The sequence below is a fragment of the Endozoicomonas sp. ALB115 genome (genome assembly GCF_049310245.1).
In the GTDB taxonomy this organism is placed as follows: domain Bacteria; phylum Pseudomonadota; class Gammaproteobacteria; order Pseudomonadales; family Endozoicomonadaceae; genus Endozoicomonas.
In genome coordinates this window covers 1-1,166 of the sequence record NZ_JBLYZG010000192.1, presented here as the reverse complement: position 1 = coordinate 1,166, position 1,166 = coordinate 1, and the positions used below count along the sequence as shown (strand labels likewise).

Genomic DNA, 1,166 nt, shown 5'->3' with positions numbered 1-1,166 from the left:
TTCACCATCATCGTTGAACCGCCCGGTGCGGACCCGCATGCCGGGTGCTGTGGGGAGGGCCGGAGAAAGACCAGCCCTTACCCGATTTAGGTTTCGGTTATTCCTGGTGAGTTAATTTCTTTGCTACCGGCCAATCCTTATGAGCAAGATATAAAAGAGCAAAAAAGTTAATCAGAGGCACCAAGAAAAGCAAGCCAATGTAGCCTTTGAAACCAGCTCGTGAAAAGACCTTCCACCCGCTGAAACCAATTAAAGCCCATATAGCAATTAAAAGAAGATATACCATGTTTTAATTCTCTCTATACGATGGCCATTCTGCAAAAGCCAAATACACTAAGAAAGCAAGATTTAAGCCTGGAACCCAGAATACAAATTTTGGGGCATCAACAAATCCAGCTTTTGTATATACTTTTTCTATTGCATGACCAGTTGCAAACCAAATTGCTAGTGCAATTAAAATTTCAAGAATAACCACTACGATACCTTTCAATTATTTTAATTTTCAGTTGCCAGAAAACTCTACGTTTTCAACACCCCTATTTTTAGGACGGATTACAACCGTGCCAGCAAGTTTATCATGCCACCCCTGCTTTTTCCCATCCCAAGCAACCCAAAAGAAACCAAGGAAAATTGGAAGCATGGATAGAAAATAACCAATATATCTAATCACTGACTGCTGTATGGTCGGTTTGTTACCAGTCTTTTCATCAACGACAATAGCTTTTATTGCCATTTTTCCGGGTGTTGCAGACTTATACACCCAGAAAAGTACAGTCGCCACAAAGGGCATCACATATGATAGTAAAAAATCAGAACCTCCCTGAATGAAGTCCTCTGAATAAAAATATTGTTCCCCATATATCATCATCAGCCATGGCAATGTCACACCAAATATTATTAGCGAATCAATAATTGATGCTCCAAATCTTACCCAAAATCCAGCATACTCATATGCCGTCCCAAATTTTTCTACTTCTTTACCACTCATTACAACTCCTTATTGAGTTTGTTGTTGAAATTTGATGAGAAACCTAACGCCTGCATGTGGGGCACCGAAGGCGTCCCTACGATGCACTTGGTACGCCCGGCATGGGCATGAACTGATGGGGTGAAAGTCCCCTGTGGGAGAACCTACATCTGACTGGCGGTAAAGACGCCTGCTGATG

General features: G+C 41.9%; 2 protein-coding genes. Both read right to left on the bottom strand.

Going from position 1 to position 1,166, the window contains the following annotated elements:
* Nucleotides 1-289: 289 nt before the first annotated feature.
* The gene (locus ACO6VE_RS24565; protein WP_422464135.1) at nucleotides 290-475 is read right to left on the bottom strand and encodes a hypothetical protein; all 186 of its coding nucleotides are present in this window, start codon (nucleotides 473-475) and stop codon (nucleotides 290-292) included.
* Between the two features lie 27 nt (nucleotides 476-502).
* Nucleotides 503-988: an RDD family protein gene (locus ACO6VE_RS24560; RefSeq protein ID WP_422464133.1), complete on the bottom strand. Its 486-nt coding sequence runs from the start codon at nucleotides 986-988 to the stop codon at nucleotides 503-505.
* Nucleotides 989-1,166 lie beyond the last annotated feature (178 nt).

Coding starts and splice junctions, on each gene's coding strand:
- ACO6VE_RS24560 (WP_422464133.1), bottom strand. CDS start 988: ATGAGTGGTAAAGAAGTAGAAAAATTTGGGACGGCATATGAGTATGCT.